Here is a 20,537-nt window from a genome sequence, read left to right as displayed (position 1 = left end):
GTCGACGTCGTCGTCTCGGACACCGCCACCCCACGGGCCCACGTGGGTGGAAGTCCCCTGAACGTTGCCGTCGGCCTGGCCCGCCTGGGGGAGAACGTGCTGTTCACCGGGCGCTATGGCCGGGACGAGTACGGGGACATGGTCCGCGACCACCTGGCGCGCAACGGCGTGGACTCCGTCCTGGGCCCGGACGACACCGCGACCTCGGTGGCCACCGCCCGGCTGGACCCCACCGGGGCCGCGAACTACTCGTTTGACCTCGACTGGACGCTGCCCCCCGCCGCGGAGCTCTCCGAGCTGGTCCGCCAGGCCCTGTGCCGGGACGGGAAGAGCCGGACCCTGACGCACGTGCACGCCGGGTCCATCGCCACCATGCTCGAGCCGGGCGCCTCCACCGTCATGGAGCTGCTGTCCACCCTGGAGCCGGACGTCACCCTCAGCTACGACCCGAACTGCCGGCCCTCGATCGTCCCGGACCGCGCCCTGGCCCGGCGCCGGGCGGAGGAGTCCGTGGCGCTCGCCGACGTCGTGCACGCCTCGGACGAGGACCTGGCCTGGCTGTACCCGGACCGCCCGCTCGAGGACACCATCGTGGCGTGGCAGCGGATCGAACCGGCCATGGTGGTGGTCACCCGCGGGGCGACCTCCATCCTCTGCGCCACCGCCGCCGGCGTCTCCGAGCACCCCGTGCACCCCGTGGAGGTGGCGGACACGGTGGGAGCGGGGGACTCGTTCACCGCCGCACTGCTGATCGCCCTCAAGGACCGCGGCCTGCTCGGTGCCGACCGCCGGGAGGCGCTGCGGGGCATCAGCCCGGAGGACACGACGGCGGTGCTCGCCTACGCAGCGCGGGCGGCGGCCATCACCTCCTCCCGGCCGGGCGCCGACCCGCCCACCCGCGACGAGCTCGGCTGAACCGGCCCGGGAGTCCGGTCCGGTCCACCGGCCCCCGGCCTAGAATGGACCCATGTCCCTCCCCGATCCGGCCCTCGATCCGGCACCGCCGGTCAGGCCCGGCGGCGCCACGCGACGTCCCCGGATGATCGCCAGCGACCTGGACGGGACCATCATCGGCTATGAGCACTCCCGCACGGGGTGGGTCTCGCCGCGCACGGTGGCCGCGTTCCAGGCCGCCCATGACGCCGGAGTGCAGGTGGTCTTCGTGACCGGCCGCCCGATCCGCTGGCTGACGCCGGTGGCCGAGGGCCTCGCCCACGCCGGGCCGGTGATCTGCTCCAACGGAGCGGTGGTCTACGACCTGGTCCGTGACACCGTGCTGGAGTCCCGGCCCATGATGCTCGACACCGTCCTGGAGGCCCGGGCCATGATCGCCGCGCTGGACCCCTCGGCGTCCTTCGGCGTGGAGACCCTCGACGGGTTCCACCTCGACGCCGCCTTCATGGACCGCCTGGACGAGGACTCTCCTGCCGAGCTCGCCCGGGGCATCCACGTCGGCCGGTCCCTGGACGAGGTGCTGCCCCCGGAACCGGAGGTGGTGAAGTTCCTGGCCAAGACGCGCAGCAGCGAGCCGGACGCCTTCCTGGCCGAGGTGCGGTCCCTGCTCGGCGAACTGCTGGCCGTCACCCACTCCGCCCCCGGCGTCGCCCTGCTGGAGATGTCCCGCCCGGACGTGAACAAGGCCAGCACCCTGGAGGACTTCGCCGCCCGGCACGGGATCTCCGCCCAGGAGGTGGTCGCCTTCGGGGACATGCCCAACGACCTGGAGATGATCCACTGGGCCGGGACCGGGTACGCCGTGGCCTCCGGGCACCCGCTGCTGCTGGAGGCCGCCGACGCCACCACCGATGCCTGCGACGACGACGGCGTGGCCGCGATCATCGAGCACCTGCTCACCCTGGACTGACCCCGCACCCGCTGCCGTTAGGGTGATGACCGTGAAGCCCCCCAGCCTGCCGCAGTACCTGAAGGACTCGTTGCCCGGCCGCCGGGGCTGGCCCCTGGCCTTCGCCCACCGGGGCGCGGACACCGCCCGGGAGAACACCCTCGCCGCCTTCCGCGCCGCCGTGGAACGCGGCTACGGCTATCTCGAGCTGGACGTGCGCACCACGCGGGACGGCGTGCTCATGGTCTTCCACGACGAGGTGCTGGACCGCGTCACCACCGGTACCGGCCGGGTCTCCGACCACACGTGGGAGGAACTGGCCCGGGTCCGCGTCATCGATCCCGCCCTCACCGGGGCCGCCGCCGGGACCCCCGGGGCCGCCGCGTCCGAGGCCCCGGAGGGTGAGCACCTGCTGCGCTTCGAGGACCTGCTGACCGAGTGGGACGACGTCCGCCTCAACGTGGACCTCAAGGACGACGCGGCGGCCGAGGCGATCGCCCGGATCGTGGCGCGCCATGACGCCTGGGACCGCGTGCTGGTCGCGTCCTTCCACGACTCCCGCCGCCGCAGGTTCACCCGGGCGTCCGGGCGGGCCGTGGCGATGTCCGGCGGGGCGCTGGCGGTCGGGGCCCTCGTGCTCACCGCCCCGCTCGGCCTGACGCGGTTCGTCGCCCGCCGGCTGGCCCACGTCCACTGCGTGCAGGTCCCGGTGAGGCAGGGGCCGATCACGGTGGTCACCCCGCGGTTCGTCTCGCGCTGCCAGGCCGCGGGACTGCAGGTCCACGTCTGGGTCGTGGACGAGCCGGCGGAGATGGAACGGTTGATCGCCCTGGGCGTGGACGGACTGATGACCGATGACGTCGAGGCCCTGGCCGCGGTGATGGCGGCACGTGGTTTCTGGCCCCAGCGGTAGGCCGCTACCGTGGGAGGATGCCTGAGATTCCCGACGCCGTCCAGGACCAGACGATGAGACTCGCCCCGGGCTCCGAGCAGCCCCTCGACGAACCGGGAGCCGGCCTGCCGGTGCCCGCCGGCCCCGCCGTGGCCATGGGAACGGAGGCGCCGGCCGACGCCGTCGGGCGCATGCGGCAGGCCGCCACCCTGCGATTGCCGCACCCGCGCCGGTACCGGGCCGCACAGCTTAAGGGGATCCGGCGGATGCTGGAGGAGGAGGCCGACGCCATCTGCGCGGCCCTCGAGCAGGACCTCGGCAAGTCCCGCACGGAGGCCATGGTCACCGAGGTCCAGGTGACGCGCGCCGAGGCGGACCACGCCCTGCTGTACCTCACCGACTGGATGGAACCGCAGTCCGTGAAGGTCCCGCTGGCCTTCCAGCCGGCCAGTGCCAAGATCGAGGCGCGTCCGCTGGGTGCGGTGCTGGTCATCGCCCCGTGGAACTACCCGTTCCAGCTGCTCATCTCCCCGCTGGTGGCCGCCGTGGCCGCGGGCAACGCCGTGGTGCTCAAGCCCAGTGAGAAGGCCCCGGCCACGTCCGAGCTCATCGGGCGCCTCATCCCGCAGTACCTGGACCCGCGCTCGGTGGCCGTGGTGCAGGGTGGCGCCGAGACCGTCCAGGGGCTGCTGGCCGAGAAGTTCGACCACATCTTCTACACCGGCGGAGAACGGGTCGGCCGGATCGTCTACGAGGCGGCCGCCCGGCAGCTGACCCCCGTCACCCTGGAACTGGGCGGGAAGTCACCGTGCGTGGTGGCGGACGGGCGCAACTGGCCGGCCATCGCCCGGCGCATCGCCTTCGGCAAGTTCACCAACGCCGGACAGACGTGCGTGGCCCCGGACTACGTGCTCGTGGTCGGCGAGGAGACGCAGCGGCAGCTGGAGAGGCACCTGACGAAGGCCATCACCGAGTTCTACGGTGCGGACCCGCAGGCCTCCGCGGACTACGGCCGGCTCATCGACACCCAGCACGCCGAGCGACTGGCCGGCCTGCTGCAGGACGCGCTCGAGCCCGGGGAGGGGCGCGCCCCGGCGCGGCTCGTGCACGGGGGCCGGGCCGACGTGGCGGACAGGTACCTCGAGCCGACCGTGCTGGCGGACGTCTCCGCGGACAGCGCGCTGATGGCCGAGGAGATCTTCGGGCCCATCCTGCCGATCCTGCGCGTGGACACCGTGGAGGAGGCGATCGAGTTCATCAACGCCCGGCCGCATCCGCTGGCCGCCTACCTGTTCACGGACAAGCCCCGTTACCACCGCGCGTTCGAGGAGCGCGTGACCGCCGGCGGGATGGCCTTCGACGTCACGCTGATGCACGTGGGCCTGCCGACCCTGCCGTTCGGCGGCGTGGGGCCCTCGGGGATGGGCTCGTACCACGGGCGTGCCGGGTTCGAGACGTTCTCCCAACTGCGCCCGGCCCTGACGAAGACCGACCAGGTGGACACCCTCAAGGCCGTCTACCCGCCCTACACCTGGACCAAGCGCCAGGCGATCAAGCGCCTGCTCTGACGCTCAGGCGATGACCGCGTCCACGATCGCCTTCGCCTCGGCCTGGACCTGGGCCAGGTGCTCGGCGGAGACGAACGACTCGGCGTAGATCTTGTAGACGTCCTCGGTGCCGGAGGGGCGCGCGGCGAACCAGGCGTTCTGCGTGGTGACCTTCAGCCCGCCGATGGGCGCCTCGTTCCCGGGCGCCTCGGTCATCGTGGCGATGATCCGCTCCCCGGCCAGGGTGTCCGCGGTGACGTCCGCCGGGGACATCCGCTTCAGCTTGGCCTTCTGCTCCGCGGTGGCCGGGGCGTCGATGCGGGCGTACACCGGGTCCCCGTACCGCGCGACGAGGTCCGCGTAGTACCGGGACGGCGACGTGCCCGTCACCGCCCGGATCTCCGCGGCCAGCAGGCACAGCAGGATCCCGTCCTTGTCCGTGGACCACGGGGTCCCGTCGAAGCACACGAAGGACGCCCCGGCGGACTCCTCCCCGCCGAAGACACCCGTCCCGTCCAGCAGGCCGGGCACGAACCACTTGAAGCCCACCGGCACCTCCACGAGGTCCCGGTCCAGCCCCGCGGCCACCCGGTCGATCATCGAGGAGGAGACGAGCGTCTTCCCGACGCCGGCCCCGGCCGGCCAGTCGTAACGGTGCCGGTAGAGGTAGTCGATCGCCACGGAGAGGAAGTGGTTCGGGTTCATCAGCCCGCCGTCCGGGGTGACGATGCCGTGGCGGTCGGCGTCCGCGTCGTTGCCGGTGGCGATGTCGAACGGCGCCGCAGCGTCCGGTCCCGGCACGTCCGCGTCGGCGCCGGGACCGGACGCGGAACCGGCGTCGGGCCGCATCCGCCCGATCAGCGAGGCCATGGCGTTCGGCGACGAGCAGTCCATCCGGATCCTGCCGTCCCAGTCCAGGGTCATGAACGCCCACTGGGGGTCGACGTCCGGGTTCACGACGGTGAGGTCCAGTCCGTGGCGCTCGGCGATCTCGCCCCAGTACTCCACCGAGGCCCCGCCCATGGGGTCCGCGCCGATGCGGACCTTCGCCCGGCGGATGGCGTCCAGGTCCACGACCTTCGGCAGGTCGGTGACGTAGCGGTCCCGGAAGTCATAGGTGCCCAGCGCCTCGTGGCGCCGCGCCTCGGCCAGCGGGATGCGCCGGACCTCCGCCAGGCCCCCGGCCAGCAGCTCGTTGGCGCGGTCCGCGATCCAGTCCGTGGCGTCGGTGTCCGCGGGGCCGCCGTGGGGCGGGTTGTACTTGAAGCCGCCGTCGGCGGGCGGGTTGTGGGAGGGCGTGATGACGATGCCGTCGGCCAGGTCCTGCCCGTGGGTGCGGTAGTCGTTGAGCACCAGGATGGCGTGGGAGACGGCCGGGGTGGGGGTGTAGCCGTCCCGGGAGTCGATCAGCGTGCGTACCCCGTTGCCCATGAGCACCTCGAGCGCGGTGTCCTGGGCCGGCCCGGACAGGGCGTGGGTGTCCCGGCCCATCAGCAGCGGGCCGGTGATCCCCTGGGCGGCGCGGTACTCGACGATCGCCTGCGTGATGGCGGCGATGTGGTCCTCGTTGAAGGAGGTCTTCAGGGACGAGCCGCGGTGGCCGGAGGTGCCGAAGGAGACCCGCTGCGCCGGGTCCGCGGGGTCCGGATGACGCTCGGCGTAGGCCGCCAGCAGGGCGTCCAGGTCGACGAGGTCTTCGGGGAGGGCCACGGTGCCTGCCCGTTCGGCGGCGGGCGCAGGGGTCTGAGCGTTCATGGCACCACTGTTCCACGAACGCGTGACCACAGGTAGCCGACCGGTGAACATGACCGACGGCGCGGGGACGGCCGGCAGGTGGTGCTGGGGTACGCCCTACCGTTGTCACCCGGTCCCGGGGAGCGGAAAATCGGGTCATGTCCACAGCACGCGTGACCGGGGACGGGCTCACGGTGGGAGCCGCCGCCCCGGGACCGGACGTCGTTCCCGCCCCGGCCATCGCACCCGTTCCGGCCGGGGACGCCGACATCCGCGGGGCGCTGTTCCCCATGGACGAGTACGCCCAGCGGCTGCTGTCGGTGCGCGAGAGGATGGACCGGCAGGGCCTGAGCGCCCTGATGGTCGTGGACCCGGCGAACATCTTCTACCTCACCGGCTATGACGCGTGGTCGTTCTACACCCCGCAGGTCCTCTTCATCCCCCTGGACGGGCCCATGCTGTTGTTCCTGCGGGAGATGGACGCCCTGGGTGCCTTCCGCACCAGCTGGCTGCCCATGGACCAGGTCCTGGGCTATCCGGAACGCTACGTGCACCAGCCCCGGATCCACCCCTTCGACTGGGTCGCCGACGCCCTGCGCCGGCGCGGTCTGGTCGAACCGGCCGCCCGGGGAGGCGTGGGCCTGGAGATGGACGCCCACTTCTTCGCGCCGAAGGCCTACCAGGCGCTCCTGCGGGGGATTCCGGAGTGGTCCCTCGTGGACTGCTTCGAGCTGGTCAACTGGGTGCGGGCGGTGAAGTCGGATGCCGAGATCCGGTACATGCGCCTCGCGTCCCGGGTGACCACGGTGTCGATGCAGGAGGCCATCGACGCGATCGAGCCGGGAGTGCCCCAGAACCAGGTGGCCGCGCACATCGCCGCCGCCCAGGCCGCGGGCACCGAGGACGCGTGGGGTGACTTCCCCGCCATCGTCCCGATGCTGCCCACCGGCGGGTCCGCGGACACCCCGCACCTGACCTGGTCCGATCGCGTGCTGCGGGAGGGTGACGCCGTGGCCGTCGAGCTGGCCGGGGTGCACCGCCGGTACCACGTGCCCCTGGCCCGCACGGTCGTGCTCGGCACGCCGTCGCCCGAACTGCTGCTGCTGGAGGAGGCGGTCGGAGCCGGGCTGCAGGACATCCTCGACGTCGCCGCCCCCGGCGTCCCCGTCCGGGAACTGTCCCGGACGTGGACCCGGACCCTGGCGGGGTACGGGCTGGAGAAGCCCAGTCGCCTCGGGTACTCCATCGGGGTCGGCTTCCCGCCGGACTGGGGGGAGCGGACCATCAGCATCCGTGCCGAGGACGAGAACGTGCTGGCGGAGAACATGACGTTCCACCTGATCTGCGGGATGTGGATGACCGGCTACGGCTACGCGGCCTCGGAATCGATCCGCATCACGGACACCGGCGTCGAGGCCTTCACGCAGTTCCCCCGGCTCATCCTGCGGAAGTGAGCTCCGCCCCCGGTCCGGCGCCACCGGGCGGCCGGGGCGGCCCGGCTGGTTGAATAGGCGGCAGGGGCCGACGAGACGACCGTCAGGCCGGCCCGGGACCGCAGGAGGAACACCGATGTCGCTGCCCCGTTGGGTGCACCTGGGACACCCGGGCCGGATCACGGACACGGGCGAGGGCGAACGCGGGGAAGCGGACGGCGTGGCGGCCCCCTGCCTGGTGCGTGCCGCCACCGCCTCCCACGGCTCGGCGGAGCCCATGCTGGAGGCCCTCGGGGACCTGCCGGCCCAGGAGCTGCCCCGGCCGGGCGGCGGGGACACCCGCGCCCTGTGGGAGCTCCTCGCCTCCGTGGCCGCGGTGGACCTGGTGGCCGCCCGCGTGCTCGAACCCCACCTGGACGCCGTGGCGATCCTGGACCAGGCCGGGGTGCCGGCCCCGCACGGTGTCCTGGGCGTCTACGCCTCCGAGTCCGGGGGGCAGACCCCCGTCGCCCACCGGACCCGCCCCGGACACGCCGACGGGCCCGGTCCCTGGGCGCTGGACGGCACCAAGCCGTGGTGCTCCCTGGCCGGGCGCTGCTCGGCCGCCGTCGTGACCGCCGCCCTGCCCGACGGCGGCCGGCAGGCCTTCCTCGTCGACCTCCGCCACCCCGGCGTGCACCCCGGGGCGGGCAGCTGGCCCGCCCTGGGGCTGGCCGCGATCGACAGCGGTCCGCTCACCTTCGAGGCGGTCCCGGCCCTGCCGGTGGGCGGCCCGTCCTGGTACCTGGACCGGCCCGGGTTCGCCTGGGGCGGGATGGGGGTGGCCGCCGTGTGGTTCGGCGGTGCCGTGCACCTGTACCGCACGCTGGCGGCCTCGGCGGCCCGCCGGGAACCGGACCAGTTCGCGCTCGCGGCACTGGGGCGCGTGGACCGCCTGCTGTCCTCGGTGTCTGCCCAGCTGGCCGCGGCCGCCGACGCCATCGACGCCGGCGACCTGACCGGGCCCGCCGCAGAGCTCGAGGCGTACCGGCTGCGGGGCGCCGTGGCGCAGGTCTGCACCGAGGTGATCGACGTCGTCGGACAGGCCACCGGTCCCGGGCCCCTCACCGGGGACGCCGACCACGCCCGGGCCGTGGCCGACCTGCAGGTCTACGTCCGCCAGCACCATGCCGGGCGCGACGACGCCCGGCTCGGCGCCCTGATCCTCACGGCGGTGCGGCCATGACGTTCTCGCACCTGGACGCCGGGACGCCCGAGGGGCACTGGCAGGCCGCCGGGGTGTCCGGTGTGCGGGAGGCCCCGGGTCGCGGACGGCTGCCGGCGGAGACGTTGCTGGTGGTCGTGGCCGCCCACCCCGACGACGAGACCCTGGGCGCCACCGGGCTGATCCGCTCGGTGCTGGGCGCCGGCGGGAGCGTGCGGGTGGTGATGGCCAGCCTGGGGGAGCGGTCCCATCCGGACTCCCCGACCCACACCCCGGAGCAGCTGATCGCGGTGCGCCGGGCCGAACTGGCCTCCGCCCTCGAGGCGCTGGGGACCGGCCACCGGGACCGCATCGAGCTGGTCGGGCTCGGCCTGCCGGACGGGGACGTGGCCGCGCACACGGACCGGGTGCGGGCCGTCGTCGTGGACCTCCTGGACGGGCACACCGGGCCGGCCGTGCTGGCCACCCACTACCGCGCCGACGGGCACGCCGACCACGACGCCCTCGGCCACGTGGTGTCCGCCCTGGCCGCGGACCGGGGCCTGGACCTGTACGAATTCCCGATCTGGTTCTGGCACTGGGCCGACCCCGCGCGCGACCCGGACTGGCGGGACTGGGTGCGCTGGCCGCTGGCGGCGGAGGCCCGGGCCGCCCGCCGGGACGCCCTGGCGGCCCACGCCAGCCAGGTGGAGCCGCTCTCCCCGGCTCCCGGGGACGAGGCCATCCTGGGCCCGGGGATGCTCGAGCACTTCGTCGGCCGGTCCTTCGACGTCTACCGGTACACGGCGCCGGAGGCCGCCGCGGGGGCCGGCACAGCGTCCACAGCGTCCACAGCGTCCACAGCGTCCGCGTCATCCGCAGCGTCCCCGTCGGCCCGGGCGACCGAGGTCTTCGACCGGCTCTACCGCGAGCGGGAGGATCCCTGGGGATACCGGAGCAGCTGGTACGAACGGCGCAAGCGGCTGGTCACCCTCGCGGCCCTGCCGCGCGAGCGCTACGGCACCGTCCTGGAGGCGGGAAGCTCGATCGGGGTGCTCACCGGCGACCTGGCCGAGCGCGCCGAGCGGGTCATCGGCCTGGAGGCCTCGGGCGTGGCGATCCGGGAGGCCCGCCGGGCCCTGGCCGGGCGATCCGGGGTGACCTTCGAGCAGGTGGTGCTGCCGGACCAGTGGCCGAACCGGCTGCCCGGTGGAGGCCCGGCCGACCTGGTGGTGCTCTCCGAGATCGGGTACTTCCTCTCCGCCCCCGAACTGGAGCGGTTGCTGGACCACCTCGAGCGGTCCCTGGCCCTGTCCGGCCACCTCGTGTCGTGCCACTGGCGCCAGGAGGTGGAGGAATGGCCCCTGGACGGGGACGAGGTCCACGAGAGGGTCGCCGCGGACCCCCGGTTCCGGCTGGTCTCGCGCCATCTCGAGCAGGACTTCGTGGTGGATGTCCTCACCCGTGCCTCCGCCGCGGACAGGGTGGCCGTGGTGGTCCCGGCGCGCAACGAGGAGGACCTGCTGCCGGGGTGTCTCCAGGCGCTGGCCCGGGCGGCCGACCGCTGGGAGGAGGTCCACGCGCAGGGGTCCGTCCAGGTGGTGGTGGCCCTGGACGACTGCACCGATGCGACGGCGCACCGGGCTGAGGCCGTGGTGGCGGGCGATCCCCGCTTCCACGTGATGGACCTGGCTGACGAGGCGTCCCCTGCGGGGGCGCCGGCCTCGGGGCCCGCGAACGTCGGCCGCGCCCGGGACCTGGGCCTGCGGCGGGCGGTGGAGCTGTTGTCCCGGTCCGGCGGGGCCCAGCGGACCTGGGTGGCCAGCACGGATGCGGACACCGTCGTTCCCCCGGACTGGCTGGTGGCCCAGACGGCACTGGCCGCGCGGGAGGACGGCCCGGTCGTGGTGGCCGGGACGGTCGGGCTGGATGCCTCGGGGGTGGACCCGCAGGTGCTGCGGCGCTGGTTGCGGGACTACACGCACGGCGAGGACCACGGGCACGTCCACGCAGCCAACCTGGGCCTGTCCTGGGAGGCGTATGAGCGCCTGGGGGGCTTCCCCCACACGGCCGAGCACGAGGACGTCGCGCTCGTCGAGGCGGCGCGGGCCGCCGGGGTGCCGGTGCTGGCCACGGACCGGATCCGGGCGGTGACCTCGGGCCGCACGACCGGGCGCACGGCCGGCGGCTTCGCCGGTTACCTGCGGGGACTGGTCACGGACGCCGGGTGATCACGTCGATCAGTGCGTCCAGGTCCGGATCCCGGCGCCGTCCGTCCTCGTCGTAGCTCGCCGACCCGTCCCCGCACGTCACCGTCCACTGGAAGGCGTCGCGCACCCGTCCTCTCGCCCCCCGGCCGGGAGACGGCCCGGATCCGGGCCGGTCGGGACGCCGGGAGGCCTCCCCCGGGTGCGCGGCCGGGGCGAGCCCGGAGATCCGGCGGGCGGCCCGCGCGGCCGGGGTGCCGTCGTCGGGGATCCGCGCCGTCCAGCGGCGCACCATCCCGGCCACTCCACCCGAGCGCGACACCGTGACCTCGAGCATGCCCGGTGCCGGGTCCGGCGTGCTGACAGCGCGGTCCTCGCTCATGACCCCAGCCTACGGAGCGGAGGCCCCCTCGGTCAGTACCCCCACCTGCGCCCAGGACTCCCGGACGATCCGGGCGGCCTCGTCCCCGAACCGGCCCTGGGCGGCCGCCACCGTCGCGCGGGCGAACCCGGCGAAGTCCACGTCCCGTGGCAGGTCCTGCGAGGTCACCACGTCGAACCAGACCTGCCCGGCCCGCTCCCAGGCGTGGCCGCCCAGGGACCTGGCCGCCAGGTGGAAGGCGCGGTTGGGGATCCCCGAGTTCAGGTGCACCCCGCCGTAGTCCTCCCGGGTGACGATGAACCGGTCCATGTGCTCCGGCTGCGGGTCGCTGCCCAGCCGCGGGTCGTCGTAGGCGGTGCCGGGCGCCGACATCGAACGCAGTCCCCGGGCCCGGACGCCGGCCCCGAACACCTCCGCGCCGATCAGCCACGTCGCCTGGTCCGCCGTGTGGCCCCGCACGTACTGGTCCACCAGCGCCCCGACCACGTCCGCGAAGGACTCGTTCAACGCCCCCGACTGGCCTTGGTAGTCCAGGTCCGAGGCGTACTGCATCAGGCCGTGCGCCAGCTCGTGGCCGATGACGGACAGCGAGGGCGTGAACCCCGTCAGGACCTCCCCGTCGCCGTCGCCGAAGACCAGGCGCCGCCCGTCCCAGAACGCGTTGTCGTAGCGGTGGCCGTAGTGCACGGTGGCCCGCAGCTCACGCCCGAGGCCGTCCGGTGAGGACTGCCGGAAGACCTCGGTCAGGAACCCGTGCACCGAGCCCAGGCCGTCGTAGGCCTCGTTCACCGCGGTGTCCGCCACCGGCGGAGCGCCCTCGGAGCGCACGACGACGCCCGGCAGCTCCTGCGTGCCGCGCGCGTCGGAGATGTTGCGGTCCAGGGTGCCGCCGGGGGTGGCGACACCCCCCTCCGGCCGGATCCCCCGGTGGCGGCGCTCGCGGACCTGCTGGCCCAGGTCCCGCGTCCGGCCCGCGTCCGCCGGCCGGTCCGGTGCCCCGGGTTCCGCGCCCCGCGGCGGACGGTGCGGCGGCGGGAGGAAGGGGCTGGCCGGCGGTGGAGGCTCCGGTTGCCGCGGGAGGTGCCGGGAGAGCTGCTCGAGCATGTACGGCGGCACGATGCAGTGCCGGCGGTGTACCGGCGGGCCGGGGACCTCCGTCCCCGCGGACGTCTCACAGGCTGATGTCATCGAATCCCTCCAGGGCCCGCCAGCGCCGCGCGGCGCGGGCCCCCCGGACCCGTTCACCCAGGGCCTCGGCGGGGACGCGATAGCGGTCGGCCGCGGCGAGCTGGCCCATGTCCAGGCCCGTCAGTTCGGCGATGTCCGACACCGGGACCTGGAAGGTGCGGAAGGGACCGGGCCCGGGTACCTCCTCACCGGCGCGCAGCCCGCGGCTCAGGACCCGGTCCAGTCCCTCGCCCTGGTCCAGCAGGTACCCGGTCGAGGCGAGCGTGCCCAGGGCCGGCTGCTGGTTCCAGGCCACGATCTTGAAGAACCGCCGGGGGATCCGGAACTCCCCGCGGTACTCGGGGTCGTCCTCGGCGAAGACGCAGCCGGTGAAGACGCTGATCCGCTGGCCGGCGGCCCGGGCGTGGCCCAGCACGTGGTCCTCCAGCCCGAGCCACAGCTCCTGGGACTGGTTGAAGTAGGCGGCCTGGGGGGCGCACACGGTGTAGTGGAAGGTGTCCAGGTTCGCCAGGCGGGCGGTGACGCCGTCGCCCCACGCCGGGTCGCGACGACGGACCAGGTGGCCGCGGTCCAGGTCGTTGGCGGCGTAGAGCGCCTCGCCGGCCTGGTGCTCCTCGGGCAGGCGTGCGTCGAACCGCCAGGCGTCCCCGCGGTCCACGTCGCGCAGCTGGGTGCCGTCGACGTTGACCGCGGTGATCGCGGCCAGCCGGCGGTCGGTGTCCTGATGGACGGAGAAGTGCACGTAGTCCAGGACGGCCAGGCGCTCGTCGCTCGGGACCGGCACCGCGGCGGTGGTACCCAGGAAGTCCGCGTCGTAGCCGTTGCGGACGCCGACGTCCGCGGGGGCGTGGGATTCGACCATGTAGTTATGCAACCAGCCGGCGGGGTCCACGGGAAGGGCGGGGACCGAATGCCCGTGATGGAGACCCTGTGGAGAACCCCGCACCTCGTCCGGGGTGTTGCCTACACTGGACCCATGGCCGACCGGAATGACCAGGGACAGCACTCGGACGCGTACCGCCCGTTCGACGACCCCAAGCATCCCTCCTGGTACACGGACCCGGAGGCGCCGGGCGGTCCGTCCACGCCGCCGCCCCCCGGCAGCTCCCCGGCCCCCCGGAACCCCTACGCCGACCAGCCACTGGCCGGTCCCTACGGTGACGGCCAGCCCCAGTACCCGATCCACGGCGGGTACCCCGTGGTCGCCAACCAACCCGGCCGTCAGGACCGGCCCCGCCCGGTGCAGAACCCCTACGACGTCACCCATGGCCAGGCGGGGGGCTATGGCGGGCCCGGTGCCCACGGTCAGGGCGGGATGCAGCCGGGCCGCAGGGGCGGGGCGCCGTATCCGGGCGGTGAGTCCCGTCCTGCAGGACTGGGCATCACCGCGATGGTGCTGGGCATCGCGGGCGTGGTGACCTTCGGTTTCCTGGCCGTCCCGCAGCTCCTGGCGATCGTGTTCGGGCACCTCTCCCTGGCCAGGGAACCCCACGGCAAGGGGTTCGCCGTGGTGGGGCTGATCATGGGGTACCTGGTCACCGGCCTGTGGGTCCTGATGATCATCGGTTTCATCGCGTTCGGGGCGATGCTCGGATAGCCGGGGCGGCTCAGCCCAGCAGGTGCTCCAGGCGGGCCGCCAGGGCCAGCAGGTGCCCCTCCGTGCCGGGCCGGCCGATGGCCTGCACGGACCAGCTCAGGCCCTCCGCATCCCGGAGCACCGGGACGGAGACCGCCGGCAGGCCCATGACGTTGACCATCGAGGTGTACGGGGTGAACCGGCACTGCAGTGCGTAGTCTTCGGCCGGGGGGAGGGACGTGAAGGTCCCGATCAGTGGGGGCGCGAAGGCCAGCACCGGGGTCAGCACCACGTCGTGGGCCGCCAGCTGCCGACGGGCATCCGCGGCCCAGCGGGTCAGCCGGTCCACGGACCCCGCCAGCCGGTCCGGGGTGTAACCGCGGGCCAGCTCCAGGAAGTAGGCGGCCAGGGGCCCGAGCAGCTGCTCGGCGTCCCCGGGCAGGGGAGCCTCCGTGAGCGCCGCCGTCCAGACGGTGCGGAAGTCCTCGTGATAGCCCGGTGCGTAGTCCAGGTCGGCCTCGGCCACCTCGTGGCCGTCCCGCTCGAGGGCGGCGGCGGCCCGGGTCAGGGCGTCGAGGGCGGGCCGGGCCAGCGTGATCTCCAGGTCCGGGGTGAACGGGGAGGCGGTGGAGTAGCCGATCCGCAACCGGTCCGGTTCCGCCCGCCGGGCCCGCGGCAGGCTCCGCCCCTCGCCCCGGGGGCCCCCGAGCATGGCGTCGTAGAGCAGGGCGGCGTCCACGGCCGTGCGGGCCAGGGGGCCGGACACGGACAGGTTCCGCACCGAGTCCTCCTGCCGGTCCGTGGGCACGGTGCCGCGGCCGGGCTTGAGCCCGACCAGCCCGCAGGCCGCGGCCGGGATGCGGACGGACCCGCCGCCGTCGGTGCCGGGCGCGAAGGGCAGCATCCCGGCGGCGACGGCGGCCGCACCGCCCCCCGTGGACCCGCCCGCCGTGCGCTCGGGGTCCAGTGGATTGCGCGCCCCGCGGGAGATGAGGTTCTCCGAGTGGCACGGCAGCCCGAACTCGGGGACGGTGGTCTTGCCCAGGGAGATGCCCCCGGCCGAGTGCACCGCGGCGGCCAGCGGGTCGTCCTCGTCGGCTGGCGGGGCGTCGACGGCGGTCCGCGAACCGAAGGTGGTGCGCATCCCGGCCACGTCCACGAGGTCCTTGAACGCCAGGGGCATGCCGTGCAGTGAGCCGACGGGACCGGCGTCCCGGAACCGGCGGTCCAGCTGGTCGGCACGGGCCAGGGCGGCCTCGGGCTCCACCGAGATGAACGCCCCCAGCTCCGGGTCGCGCCGCTGGGTGACGTCGAGGAAGTGGCGGGTGGCGTCCGCGGCGGAGACCTCACCGGCGGCCAGGGCGTCGCGCAGTTCCAGGGCGGTCAGGCGCGCCAGGTCAGGGGTCCGGACGGGGTGGTTCATGGCCTCCACTGTATCGAGGGCCTACTCCGGGACCTCCGCGGGGCCCGGCCGCTGCATCACCAGGGCCACGGTCCGCAGGGAGAGCACGAAGCCGGCGAACAGGACGATGTAGCCGAACGCGGTGTGCCAGGTCATGTAGCTGGTCATGGCCGGGCCGCCGTCGCCGAAGGCCAGCAGGACGATGCCGCCCAGGACGCAGAACCCGGCCAGGATCGCCACCACCACCTGCTGGAACAACCAGGTGACGTACTGCCGGTCGTCCTTGTCGCCGAGCAGCCGGACATTCACCGAGATCCGTCCGCCCTGCAGGTCGTCGGCGATCCGGTTCAGCCGCCGCGGCAGCTGGGCGGCGATCGGGAGCACCTCCAGCAGGGCCGTCGTGGCGGTGTCCTTCAGCGAACCGGGCGTGAACCGGTCCTTCAGCAGGTCCGCGCCCAGTGCGCGGGCCGCCTGCACGACCTCGAGGTCCGGGTCGATCAGCCCGAGGGTGCCCTCCATGCCGCCGAGGGAGCGCAGGGCCGCGGCCACCTCCTTGGGCACCGCGAACCGGTGGTCGAGGATCAGCCGCGTCAGGGAGCCGAACAGCTTGGACGCCGAGCCGCCGCGCAGCCCGCCGCGGTAGCGCACCAGCAGCTCCCCGACCTCTCGCTCCAGTGCCCGGTCGTCCAGGCCCGCGGGACGCCCGAGCAGCTCGACCAGGGAGTCGCCGAGCAGCCGGGCGTCATTGCGCTCGATCGAGGCGAAGACCATCACCAGTTGCTGTTGCGAGCGGGGGTCGAGCCGGCCGACCGTGCCGAAGTCGAGCAGTCCCAGCCGGGTGTACTGGGCCTCGCCCAGGAGCATGACATTGCCCGGATGCAGGTCGGCGTGGAAGATGCCGTCGTCCATGATCTGGCGCATCACCGAGTTCGTCAGCTCCTCGGCCAGCCGGCGCCGGATGGACGGGTCCAACCGGTCCAGCCGGGCCTTGGCGCGCCCCACGGGGACGCCGGGCAGGTAGTCCATCACGAGCAGCCGCCGCGAGGAGTACTCCGGGTAGACGGTGGGGACGGTGAGGTTGTGGCCGGTCACGGCCGCGGCCATGTCACGCATGTTGGCCTCCTCGACGTGGTAGTCGAGTTCCTCGGCCAGCGAGCGGGTGAAACCGCGGCCGAGGTCCAGGATCCGCAGGGACTTGCCCCACGTGGTGTTGAGCTGCAGCCACCGGCAGATGCGCACCACGATGTCCGTGTCCCGCATGACCTCCTCCACGGCACCCGGGCGCTGGACCTTCAGGACCACCTCCGTGCCGTCCTGCAACCGGGCGCGGTGCACCTGGGCCACGGAGGCCGAGGCCAGGGGCGCCTCGTCCACCCAGGCGAAGACCTCCAGCGGGTCCCGGCCCAGCGAACGGGACAGCGCCCCGCGGATCGAGTCCCAGGACTCGGGGGCCACCTCGGACTGCAACCGGGACAGCTCCCGGATGAAGTCCTCGGGCAGCAGGTCGGTGCGCGCCGAGAGGTTCTGGCCGAGCTTGACGAAGGTGATGCCCGCGTCCTCCAGGGCCCGGCGCAGCGCCCGTGCCGTGCCCGCCCAGGAACCCTCGCCGTCGTCGGAGGGCCGGCCGAAACCGCGCAGGTTGGCGCCCAGCCCGTGGCGCAGGAACACGCCGACCACCTGACGGTAACGCCGGTTCCGGGCCCAGGTGCTGCGCAGCCCGGCCGACCACAGGACCGGGTTCGGCAGCATGCCGGTGGGGATCACCATCTCCAGGATCATCAGCACGGCGGTGCCCAGCCCGAAGATCCACAGCAGGGCGATGAGGATCAACACCATCGCGGCCGGGGCGGAGACCCCCGAGAGGGCGCCGGAGGTGTCGGTCCCGGCGACCTGGGTGATGACGGCGTCGAAGACGACGTTGGTGCTGAGCACCATCAGCAGCGCCACCAGCACCGAGCGGAACCAGCCGACCGGCACCCCCAGCACGCGCCGCACGGTGGTGGCGATCAGCCAGGCCACCAGGACGAGCAGCACGAGGCCGAAGACGGCGCCGAGGGTGGACCCGACCCAGTAGCCGACGGTGCCCAGGTCTCCCAGAAAGGTCTCCACGGGCACACCCTATTAGGCTGGGGTGTCATGAGCATGTTCGAAACAGTCAGCGTGGACGACGTCCCGGAGAACGCAACCATCCTCGACGTGCGCGAGGACGACGAGTTCACCCTCGGCCGGGCCGCCGGGGCCCTGCACATCCCGCTGGGACAGCTGCCCGAACGCATCGAGGAACTGGACCCGGACACCGACTACTACGTGATCTGCCGGACCGGTGGCCGGTCCATGCGCGCCTCCGACTTCATGGTCAACCGGGGTTACTCGGCCATCAACGTCGCCGGCGGCTCCGGCGCCTGGCTGGAGTCCGGCCGTCCCATGGAGGCGGACGGCGGCGCCGAGCCGTCCGTCAAGTGAGCCCCGCCTCCGGTTCCCCGGCCGGGGAGCCCGGCGCCGGCACCGCCGGGGGATCGCGTCCCCGCTACGTCTACCTCGGCCCCGAGGGCACGTTCACCGAGGCCGCGCTGCGCCAGGTCCCCGGCACCGACGCCGCCCAGTGCGATCCGGTCGGCTCCGTGATCACCGCGCTGGCCCAGGTCCGGGACGGCTCCGCGGACTTCGCGGTGGTGCCGATCGAGAACTCCGTGGAGGGCGGCGTCAGCGCCACCCTGGACGACATCGCCAGCGGGGACGCGCTGCAGATCCGCCGCGAGATCCTGGTGCCGATCAGCTTCGTGCTGGTGGGGCGCCGGGACATGGAGCTGTCCGCGATCCGCTCGGTGGCCACCCACAGCCACGGCTGGGCACAGGTGCGCAACTGGGCCGCCGCGCACATCCCGCAGGCCGAGTTCATCCCCGCCTCGTCCACCGCCGCCGGCGCCCGGGGGCTGCTGGACGACGAGACCTCCTATGACGCCGCCGTCTGCGCGCCGCTGGTGGCCGCGCAGACCGGCCTGCCCGTGCTGGCCTCGGCCATCGAGGACACCGCCGGGGCCGTGACCCGGTTCGTGCTCGTCTCCCGCCCGGGGGCGCTGCCGGCGCCGACGGGCTCGGACAAGACGACCGTCGTCGTGCCCCTGCCGGACGACCACCCGGGCGCGCTGATGGACATCCTGGAGCAGTTCGCCGCGCGCGGGATCAACCTGTCCCGGATCGAGTCCCGGCCCACGGGGGCCGGGCTGGGCAGCTACTTCTTCTCCATCGACCTGGAGGGCCACCTCGTCGAGGAACGGGTCTCCGCCGCGCTCGCCGCCCTGTACCGGATCATCCCGCAGATCCGGTTCCTGGGCTCCTATCCCCGCGCCGACCACCGCCGGTACACGGTCCGGGACGACGTCACGGACGAGGCCTACCGCACCGGCCAGGCCTGGGTGCGCGGGATCCTGGGACGGCCTGCCGGGGACTGAGGCCCGCCGGGAGCGCCCGGCGACGCTGCCGGGGTCCGGTCAGGCGTGCTGTTCCGGCACCGACTCCGGCTTCATGACCGGGGCCGCGGCCGAGTCCGGCACGTCCGAGGCCGGCACCTGGATGCGCAGCGTGTCCGGGCGGACCCGGGCGTCGAAGGAGCGCAGCTCGCCGATCGCGTCGCCGTCGAGCTGGGCGATCATCGGCTCGTGCAGGACCACGCGGCAGCGCGTGGCCTGGTAGGTCTCCATGACGGGGATGGTGCCCCGGGACTTCGTCAGCGTCTTCGCCGCGATCCGGATCCAGTCACCCACGTGGCGGGGGGAGAGCATGACCACGTCCAGCAGGCCGTCGTCGAACCGGGCCTCCGGGACGAAGTCCATGCCGGCGGTCAGCTCCCCGCAGTTGGCGATCATCACCGACCGGACCTTGCGGCGCTGCGGGGCGCCGCCGTCGATCGAGATGGAGATCTCCTTGCGGTGGCCCGGCAGGTGGCGCATCCCGGCCTCGCCGTACGCCAGCCAGCCGGCCTTGACCTTCAGGTCGTCCCGGGTGTCCCCCATGACCTCGGCGTCGACTCCCGCCCCGGCGATCACCAGGAAGGTGTGGCGCCGGGTGGTGCCGTCCGTGGTCTCCATCCTCAGGTCGATGGTGTCGATGTCCCGCCGCGTGCCGTGGATGGCGGTGTTGATGCAGGCCTCGAGATTGTCGATCGGCAACCGCAGGTTCCGGGCCAGCAGGTTGCCGGTGCCCAGCGGGATCACCCCCAGGGTGGCGTCCGTGCCGGCCAGCTCCTCGGCCACGAACCGCACGGTCCCGTCCCCCCCCGGCGGTCAGCACGACGTCGGCCCCGTCGGCCACGGCGTCGCGGGCCATCTGCCGTCCCGGGTCCTCCACGGTGGTCTCGTAGACGGCCAGCTCCGGCAGGCCGGCCTCCTGGACGGCGGCGGCGACCTTCCGGCGCACCGTGTCCGCCCCGGCCTTGGAGGGGTTGAGCACCAGGGCGATCCGCCGGGGGTGCTCCAGGGCCCGGGACACCAGTGGGGCCTCGGCGATCTCGCTGACCTGGCCGTCGAGCGCCTGGACCTGGCCGGTGAGGGCGGCCATCCGGTCCGGGAGGGTCCCGACATCGCCCTTCAGGGACGTCACGCTGCCGTGCAGTTCGTCCATCCGCCCGTGCAGGCGGCGCTGACCGGTCCACAGGCCGATCACGAAGGCCAGGGCGGCCAGCACCAGGACGAGTGCCACGAGGGCCAGGATCAGTTCTGCAGGCATGGGGCGAAGTCTACGGGGCTCGCCGGGTGGGGGGCCGCTAGGCTGGTGCGCGTGATCGACGTCAAGCACCTCACCGAGAACCCGGACCTCTACAGGGCCTCCCAGCGCGCCCGCGGAGCCGACGAGTCCCTCGTCGACCAGATGCTCTCCGCCGATGCCGCCCGCCGGTCCTCGATCGCCGCCTTCGAGGAGCTGCGGGCGGAGCAGAAGCTCTTCGGCAAGAGGGTGGCGGCCGCCCAGGGGGAGGAGAAGCAGGCCCTGCTGGCCGAGGTCAAGGAGCTGGCCTCCCGCGTGAAGGCGGCCGAGGCCGAGGCCAACGAGGCGCAGGCCGAGCTGGACCGCCTGCAGCGGTTGTTCCCGAACCTCATCGAGGACGGCGTGCCCGCCGGTGGCGAGGACGACTTCGCGGTCCTGAAGACGGTCGG

The 20,537-nt window shown here is 73.6% G+C and carries 17 protein-coding genes and 1 pseudogene; 11 read left to right on the top strand and 7 right to left on the bottom strand.

Annotated features, from left to right (window positions below):
- The 4 genes from GGQ69_RS16055 to GGQ69_RS16040 all read left to right on the top strand — a co-directional run.
- A partial coding sequence (locus GGQ69_RS16055) for a carbohydrate kinase (RefSeq protein ID WP_183530368.1) occupies positions 1-915 on the top strand: 915 nt, incomplete at its 5' end.
- 52 nt (positions 916-967) lie between these two features.
- The gene (locus GGQ69_RS16050; protein WP_183530366.1) at positions 968-1,864 is read left to right on the top strand and encodes an HAD family hydrolase; all 897 of its coding nucleotides are present in this window, start codon (positions 968-970) and stop codon (positions 1,862-1,864) included.
- Between the two features lie 25 nt (positions 1,865-1,889).
- A complete protein-coding gene (locus tag GGQ69_RS16045; RefSeq protein WP_183530364.1) occupies positions 1,890-2,756 on the top strand; it encodes a glycerophosphodiester phosphodiesterase in 867 nt (288 codons plus the stop codon).
- Between the two features lie 17 nt (positions 2,757-2,773).
- Complete coding sequence (locus GGQ69_RS16040) at positions 2,774-4,303, top strand: aldehyde dehydrogenase family protein (RefSeq protein ID WP_183530362.1); 1,530 nt, start codon at positions 2,774-2,776, stop codon at positions 4,301-4,303.
- 3 nt (positions 4,304-4,306) lie between these two features.
- Here the strand turns inward: GGQ69_RS16040 and pgm are convergent, their stop codons facing one another.
- A complete protein-coding gene (gene pgm, locus GGQ69_RS16035) occupies positions 4,307-6,037 on the bottom strand; it encodes a phosphoglucomutase (alpha-D-glucose-1,6-bisphosphate-dependent) (protein WP_183530360.1) in 1,731 nt (576 codons plus the stop codon).
- A gap of 137 nt (positions 6,038-6,174) precedes the next feature.
- Here pgm and GGQ69_RS16030 point away from each other — a divergent pair, with 137 nt between their 5' ends.
- From GGQ69_RS16030 to GGQ69_RS16020, 3 genes are all read left to right on the top strand, one after another.
- Positions 6,175-7,470, top strand: coding sequence for a Xaa-Pro peptidase family protein (locus GGQ69_RS16030; RefSeq protein WP_255459812.1), 1,296 nt, complete (start codon positions 6,175-6,177; stop codon positions 7,468-7,470).
- Between the two features lie 115 nt (positions 7,471-7,585).
- The gene (locus GGQ69_RS16025; protein ID WP_183530358.1) at positions 7,586-8,674 is read left to right on the top strand and encodes an acyl-CoA hydrolase; all 1,089 of its coding nucleotides are present in this window, start codon (positions 7,586-7,588) and stop codon (positions 8,672-8,674) included.
- Positions 8,671-10,863 (top strand): PIG-L family deacetylase, encoded by a 2,193-nt coding sequence (locus tag GGQ69_RS16020; RefSeq protein WP_183530356.1) that lies wholly within the window; start codon positions 8,671-8,673, stop codon positions 10,861-10,863. The genes GGQ69_RS16025 and GGQ69_RS16020 overlap by 4 nt, the downstream gene beginning before the upstream one ends.
- Here the strand turns inward: GGQ69_RS16020 and GGQ69_RS16015 are convergent.
- The 3 genes from GGQ69_RS16015 to GGQ69_RS16005 are packed head-to-tail and all read right to left on the bottom strand — an operon-like array spanning position 10,847 to position 13,271.
- A complete protein-coding gene (locus GGQ69_RS16015) occupies positions 10,847-11,221 on the bottom strand; it encodes a hypothetical protein (protein ID WP_183530354.1) in 375 nt (124 codons plus the stop codon). The two genes, GGQ69_RS16020 and GGQ69_RS16015, sit on opposite strands and share 17 nt — an antisense overlap.
- A 9-nt stretch (positions 11,222-11,230) precedes the next feature.
- On the bottom strand, positions 11,231-12,409 hold the full coding sequence (locus GGQ69_RS16010; protein ID WP_255459811.1) for a M4 family metallopeptidase: 1,179 nt from the start codon (positions 12,407-12,409) through the stop codon (positions 11,231-11,233).
- Entirely contained in the window at positions 12,393-13,271 is an 879-nt protein-coding gene (locus GGQ69_RS16005; RefSeq protein WP_183530352.1) for a DNA/RNA non-specific endonuclease, read from the bottom strand. Before GGQ69_RS16005 ends, GGQ69_RS16010 begins: the two co-directional genes overlap by 17 nt.
- A gap of 114 nt (positions 13,272-13,385) precedes the next feature.
- Between GGQ69_RS16005 and GGQ69_RS16000 the strand changes: the two genes are divergently transcribed.
- Positions 13,386-14,006 (top strand): DUF4190 domain-containing protein, encoded by a 621-nt coding sequence (locus tag GGQ69_RS16000; protein WP_183530350.1) that lies wholly within the window; start codon positions 13,386-13,388, stop codon positions 14,004-14,006.
- A 10-nt stretch (positions 14,007-14,016) separates the two neighbouring features.
- Here GGQ69_RS16000 and GGQ69_RS15995 read toward each other — a convergent pair whose 3' ends face one another.
- On the bottom strand, positions 14,017-15,408 hold the full coding sequence (locus tag GGQ69_RS15995) for an amidase (protein ID WP_183530348.1): 1,392 nt from the start codon (positions 15,406-15,408) through the stop codon (positions 14,017-14,019).
- Positions 15,409-15,429: 21 nt separating this feature from the next.
- Positions 15,430-17,496, bottom strand: a complete 2,067-nt coding sequence (locus GGQ69_RS15990; RefSeq protein ID WP_298043205.1) for an AarF/ABC1/UbiB kinase family protein — start codon at positions 17,494-17,496, stop codon at positions 15,430-15,432.
- A gap of 27 nt (positions 17,497-17,523) precedes the next feature.
- On the opposite strand from GGQ69_RS15990, the gene GGQ69_RS15985 reads away from it, so the two are divergent.
- Both GGQ69_RS15985 and pheA read left to right on the top strand, forming a co-directional pair.
- On the top strand, positions 17,524-17,850 hold the full coding sequence (locus tag GGQ69_RS15985) for a rhodanese-like domain-containing protein (protein WP_029139318.1): 327 nt from the start codon (positions 17,524-17,526) through the stop codon (positions 17,848-17,850).
- Complete coding sequence (gene pheA, locus GGQ69_RS15980) at positions 17,847-18,839, top strand: prephenate dehydratase (RefSeq protein WP_183530345.1); 993 nt, start codon at positions 17,847-17,849, stop codon at positions 18,837-18,839. The genes GGQ69_RS15985 and pheA overlap by 4 nt, the downstream gene beginning before the upstream one ends.
- Before the next feature lie 39 nt (positions 18,840-18,878).
- Here the strand turns inward: pheA and GGQ69_RS15975 are convergent, their stop codons facing one another.
- Positions 18,879-19,649 carry a diacylglycerol kinase family protein gene (locus GGQ69_RS15975; protein ID WP_183530343.1) on the bottom strand — a complete coding sequence of 257 codons (771 nt, stop codon included), beginning with the start codon at positions 19,647-19,649 and terminating at the stop codon, positions 18,879-18,881.
- Positions 19,650-20,163: 514 nt separating this feature from the next.
- Between GGQ69_RS15975 and GGQ69_RS15970 the strand changes: the two are divergent.
- Positions 20,164-20,537: pseudogene (locus GGQ69_RS15970) on the top strand (serine--tRNA ligase); the annotation flags it as partial.

The organism is Micrococcus sp. TA1 (assembly GCF_014199555.1).
Lineage (GTDB): Bacteria > Actinomycetota > Actinomycetes > Actinomycetales > Micrococcaceae > Citricoccus.
The sequence above is the reverse complement of the archived record's forward strand: the minus strand, read 5'-3'. Positions and strand labels throughout refer to the sequence as shown.

What these genes read in the sequence shown, in the direction of transcription:
- GGQ69_RS16050 (WP_183530366.1), top strand. Translation starts at nt 968, where the DNA reads ATGTCCCTCCCCGATCCGGCCCTCGATCCGGCACCGCCGGTCAGGCCC.
- GGQ69_RS15985 (WP_029139318.1), top strand. Translation starts at nt 17,524, where the DNA reads ATGAGCATGTTCGAAACAGTCAGCGTGGACGACGTCCCGGAGAACGCA.
- GGQ69_RS16000 (WP_183530350.1), top strand. Translation starts at nt 13,386, where the DNA reads ATGGCCGACCGGAATGACCAGGGACAGCACTCGGACGCGTACCGCCCG.
- GGQ69_RS16005 (WP_183530352.1), bottom strand. Translation starts at nt 13,271, where the DNA reads ATGGTCGAATCCCACGCCCCCGCGGACGTCGGCGTCCGCAACGGCTAC.
- GGQ69_RS16045 (WP_183530364.1), top strand. Translation starts at nt 1,890, where the DNA reads ATGACCGTGAAGCCCCCCAGCCTGCCGCAGTACCTGAAGGACTCGTTG.
- GGQ69_RS15995 (WP_183530348.1), bottom strand. Translation starts at nt 15,408, where the DNA reads ATGAACCACCCCGTCCGGACCCCTGACCTGGCGCGCCTGACCGCCCTG.
- GGQ69_RS16025 (WP_183530358.1), top strand. Translation starts at nt 7,586, where the DNA reads ATGTCGCTGCCCCGTTGGGTGCACCTGGGACACCCGGGCCGGATCACG.
- GGQ69_RS16010 (WP_255459811.1), bottom strand. Translation starts at nt 12,409, where the DNA reads ATGACATCAGCCTGTGAGACGTCCGCGGGGACGGAGGTCCCCGGCCCG.
- GGQ69_RS16020 (WP_183530356.1), top strand. Translation starts at nt 8,671, where the DNA reads ATGACGTTCTCGCACCTGGACGCCGGGACGCCCGAGGGGCACTGGCAG.
- pgm (WP_183530360.1), bottom strand. Translation starts at nt 6,037, where the DNA reads ATGAACGCTCAGACCCCTGCGCCCGCCGCCGAACGGGCAGGCACCGTG.
- GGQ69_RS16040 (WP_183530362.1), top strand. Translation starts at nt 2,774, where the DNA reads ATGCCTGAGATTCCCGACGCCGTCCAGGACCAGACGATGAGACTCGCC.
- GGQ69_RS16015 (WP_183530354.1), bottom strand. Translation starts at nt 11,221, where the DNA reads ATGAGCGAGGACCGCGCTGTCAGCACGCCGGACCCGGCACCGGGCATG.
- GGQ69_RS16030 (WP_255459812.1), top strand. Translation starts at nt 6,175, where the DNA reads ATGTCCACAGCACGCGTGACCGGGGACGGGCTCACGGTGGGAGCCGCC.